This window comes from uncultured Thomasclavelia sp., assembly GCF_944324745.1.
GTDB lineage: Bacteria > Bacillota_I > Bacilli_A > Erysipelotrichales > Coprobacillaceae > Thomasclavelia.
The window spans coordinates 1-3,919 of the sequence record NZ_CALUXO010000097.1 but is presented as its reverse complement, the minus strand read 5'-3'; the positions used below and the strand labels follow the sequence as shown (position 1 = coordinate 3,919).

Sequence of the window (3,919 nt, the reverse complement as noted above, 5' to 3'; positions counted from 1 at the left end):
ATCGTAATTCCAATGATGAAGATCTCTATGTAAGAGATAAGGATATGGGAGCAGTAAGTGAGATATTTATAGAAAACAATTTTCAGGTAATATCCAAAAAAGAAGATGTGACAACATTCATAGATCCAATGTCCGGATTATCGATAGAGCTGCATACAGCTCTTTTTTCTATGGAATCGAAAGCATATGGAAATTATCAAAAGTATTTTGAAGATGCCTTTAATAAATGTATCAGACATAATATAGAAGGTGTTGATGTATATTCATTGAATTACGATCAACATCTTTTATTTTTGATCCTGCATCTAGTCAAACACTTCTTTCATGGAGGAGTAGGAATAAGACAGTTACTGGATATCGTGATGTATAGTGAAGCATATGGAGAAATGATCAACTGGGACAAACTTTATCAGATACTGAAAGAATTGAATATTTATACCTTAGTAATCAATCTACTTGCTTTAGCACATGATTATCTGGAACTGGACTATACAAAGATAAAGGTACCAGAAGATATCGAAGATACCGATTATGAAGATCTGCTTAAAGATATCATGGAAGCGGGAGTATTTGGACAGTCAAGCAATGAAAGGATCCATTCAGCGACAATGACCTTAAATACGATCAGTGATGGAAAGACAAATGTATTAAAAAGTATCTTTCCACCAATGAAAGAGATGAAAGGGAAGTATGAATATCTAGATAGATATCCAATATTATTACCGGTAGCCTATATATCAAGGATAGTAAATTATAAAAAGAATCATTCATCATCAGAAAGTCAAAAGACGATAGAAGTAGGGAAACAGAGAGTTGAGCTGTTAAGGAAGTATAAGGTAATCAAGTAGAAGAGGCAATGAACATGTATAAGATAGGAGAGTTTAAATTTGAAATAGAAGGTATCAGTGGAGAGATGATGCCTTTTAATTTATCAAAATTCAAAAAAACAGGTATAGCTGACTATCATTATCAAATTAAGATGGCTGATAAGATAGTACTATCAGATGAAAACTTTACAGTAAATAAGCCAGGGATCCTGATCAAGATCGAAGATGAACTGGAAACAAGATATCTAAGTTTACCAGGAGATAATCAGTTTTATGGAAGATGTAAAGAGATAGATAAAAATAATACTGAAATACAGTTCAATCAAAATTACCAAAAATACCTGAAAATCGATACTGTTTTCAATTCATTATTGTCACTAGAAAGAAGGATGAATGAACATAACTGCTATGTTTTACATAGCAGCTATATTGTTTATAAAGATGAAGCAATATTATTCAGTGCCCCAAGTGGAACGGGAAAGAGCACTCAGGCCGATCTATGGAAAAAGTATCGGGATATCAGGATCATCAATGGAGATCGGACATTGCTTACATATGAAGAGGGAAAATTCTATGCCAATGGGTGGCCGATCTGTGGATCATCAGAAATCTGTCATAATGAAAGATATCCATTGAAAGCCATAGTAATGTTAGATCAGGGACCAATAAATGAAATCAGAGAGTTATCAAATATCGAGAAGACCAAAAGACTGATTCAGGAGATAACGATCAATTATCATAATCAGGGATATTTAGATAATGCATTAAGCTTTATCGACAAGCTGATAGCTAAGATACCGATCATCAATCTAAGCTGTACCATCAGTGAAGAAGCAGTAGATGTATTAGACAGCTTTCTAAAGGAGGTGGGGCCTATAAGGGAAAAAATGAAAGCTGGATAAATCCAGGGGAGGTATTTACTGGAAACAGGATAACTTCCAGAAAGAAGAAACTGAAGGGAGAAGAGAATGGATAAAGAAATAAAATTTATAGCCAGAGAAGGATTTGCGACAAGAGAGATTGCAGGAACCCATATGCTTGTTCCAGTAAATACCGGAACGATTCATTTAGACAATGGAACTATTTTACCAGAATTCAATGGTATAGCCGAACTAAATGAATTGGGGCTGTTTCTTTATAAAACTTTGTCAAGACCAAAGACATTCAGTCAGCTCGTAGAAGCAGTAAAGAGTGAGTATGATACAGAAGGACAGAATGTTGAAAGAGATATCGAAGAATTTATAGACAAAGGAATAAGGAATCAGTTGATATTTATAGTTGCAAGAGGAAAGGAAGAAAAGAAAGATGAAAAGTTATAAAAAGCCGGTATTAAATGTGGAACATTTTACTCCAAATGAATTTGTGGCAGCCTGTGGTGATACCAATAATGAATATATCTTTAAATGTGATGCTATGGGTGGAGTTTTAGGTACTGTTTTTTATAGTGATGGTGATGATGAATTTGAACCATTTGAAGGTGATAAGTGGATGGGAACAGGTTATCATGCTTGTGGTAAAGAACATGTAACACAGGTAGGTGATGATTTTATCGAAGGTTGGTATGTAACTGGTTGGGATGGAATAACTGGTGGAGATTGGGTTAAAAAAGTAATTATTTGGCGTGGACCGGATGGTAAGAACATTCACTGTACAACCAATCTAAATCAAAATACTTGGCCTACAGCTAAATCATAAAAGAAAATATCCAAAGGGTAAGGAGATAAAGATCTCCCTGCCTTTTTAATAGAGGTTAGTTATGGAATATGAAATCGAATATGAAAACATGATAGAAAGAAAGCTGTTTGCCAGGGCTTATGAAATGATGATACCGATATATGGAGTATTGGAACTGACACCGCTTTGCAATATGAATTGTGACATGTGCTATGTTCGTTTGAGCAAATCGGAGATGGAAAATCAGGGAAGATTAAGAAACCTGGAAGAATGGATTATGCTGGCTAAGGAAATGAAGGAATCAGGGGTACTGTTCGTACTGCTTACTGGTGGGGAACCGCTGTTATATCCCTGGTTCAGGGAACTGTATCTGAAGCTAATGGAAATGGGAATGGTAATTACAGTAAATACCAATGGAACCCTGCTTGATAGATCATGGCTTGATTTTTTTAGCCATCACAAGCCAAGGAGGATCAATATTACACTGTATGGTGACAGTGAAGAAGCCTATGAAAAACTGTGTCATCATAAAGTTGGATTTGAACAGGCAGTTAATGCTATCAAAACCCTAAAAGAAGCTGGAATCCATGTCAAAATCAATGGAAGTTTAACCAAAGCCAATGCAAAGTGTGCTGATGGCATCCTGGATATCGGAAATAAATTGGATGTACCAGTAAGAATTGATACCTACATGTGTCCAGGAACCAGAGAAAGGAAAAGACCATTTGCTTTTCAAAGTCGGATGGATCCTAAAATGGCAGCTAAAAACAGGATACATGTGTTGCGTCAGGAAATGGGCGATGAAGTATTCAAAGCATCATGCAGATTTGAACTCGAGCGGATTGAAAATACCGACAGTGGTGAAGACAGGCCATTTAAAATGAAATGCAAAGCTGGCAAGTGTTCATTTACAGTAAACTGGCAAGGGCAGCTAAGACCATGTGTTGTTATGGATGAACCAAATATCGATGTGTTTGAACATGGTTTCATCAATTCATGGCATGAATTAGTAAACCAGACTAAACAGATAACTGGAAGCAATAAATGCAGTCAATGCCATTTGAGAAACTACTGCAATATCTGTCCGGCCTATGCCAAGCTGGAAACCGGAAGCTATAAAGGAGTACCCGAGTATCTGTGTCAGTATGCAAAACATTCAATTCAATATATGAAAGAGGAACTAGAGAAGATGAAAGATGAGTAGACTAGGTACCAGAGAATACATCGATATATTAAGAACAGTGATCGATGAAGGAAAAGAAGTAAACATGAGGGTGCTGGGCAGTTCGATGGCACCATTCGTGGTCCATGAACGAGATACTATCTATTTTAAAAGACCGGAAAGGAAACTGAAAAAAGGCGATATCGCCTTCTTTCAAAGAAACAATGGACAGTATGTCGTCCATCGGATCTATAAG

General features: G+C 36.3%; 6 protein-coding genes. All 6 read left to right on the top strand.

From position 1 onward, the window contains the following. On the top strand, positions 1–848 hold an 848-nt coding region (locus tag Q0K54_RS13675), incomplete at its 5' end, for a nucleotidyltransferase family protein (RefSeq protein WP_294582074.1). 14 nt (positions 849–862) lie between these two features. Further along, on the top strand, positions 863–1,729 hold the full coding sequence (locus Q0K54_RS13670; protein ID WP_294582073.1) for a hypothetical protein: 867 nt from the start codon (positions 863–865) through the stop codon (positions 1,727–1,729). A 66-nt stretch (positions 1,730–1,795) separates the two neighbouring features. After that, positions 1,796–2,146, top strand: a complete 351-nt coding sequence (locus tag Q0K54_RS13665; RefSeq protein WP_294582070.1) for a PqqD family protein — start codon at positions 1,796–1,798, stop codon at positions 2,144–2,146. Continuing rightward, a complete protein-coding gene (locus Q0K54_RS13660; protein ID WP_294582068.1) occupies positions 2,133–2,522 on the top strand; it encodes a hypothetical protein in 390 nt (129 codons plus the stop codon). Before Q0K54_RS13665 ends, Q0K54_RS13660 begins: the two co-directional genes overlap by 14 nt. A gap of 61 nt (positions 2,523–2,583) precedes the next feature. After that, the gene (locus tag Q0K54_RS13655) at positions 2,584–3,705 is read left to right on the top strand and encodes a radical SAM protein (RefSeq protein WP_308698949.1); all 1,122 of its coding nucleotides are present in this window, start codon (positions 2,584–2,586) and stop codon (positions 3,703–3,705) included. After that, the coding region (locus Q0K54_RS13810) for a S24/S26 family peptidase (protein WP_374011466.1) at positions 3,698–3,919 on the top strand (222 nt) is incomplete at its 3' end. The genes Q0K54_RS13655 and Q0K54_RS13810, both read left to right, overlap by 8 nt.

Bases quoted from the DNA above. Each gene is read 5' to 3' on its own strand.
- Q0K54_RS13670 (WP_294582073.1), top strand. From the start codon at position 863: ATGTATAAGATAGGAGAGTTTAAATTTGAAATAGAAGGTATCAGTGGA.
- Q0K54_RS13665 (WP_294582070.1), top strand. From the start codon at position 1,796: ATGGATAAAGAAATAAAATTTATAGCCAGAGAAGGATTTGCGACAAGA.
- Q0K54_RS13660 (WP_294582068.1), top strand. From the start codon at position 2,133: ATGAAAAGTTATAAAAAGCCGGTATTAAATGTGGAACATTTTACTCCA.
- Q0K54_RS13655 (WP_308698949.1), top strand. From the start codon at position 2,584: ATGGAATATGAAATCGAATATGAAAACATGATAGAAAGAAAGCTGTTT.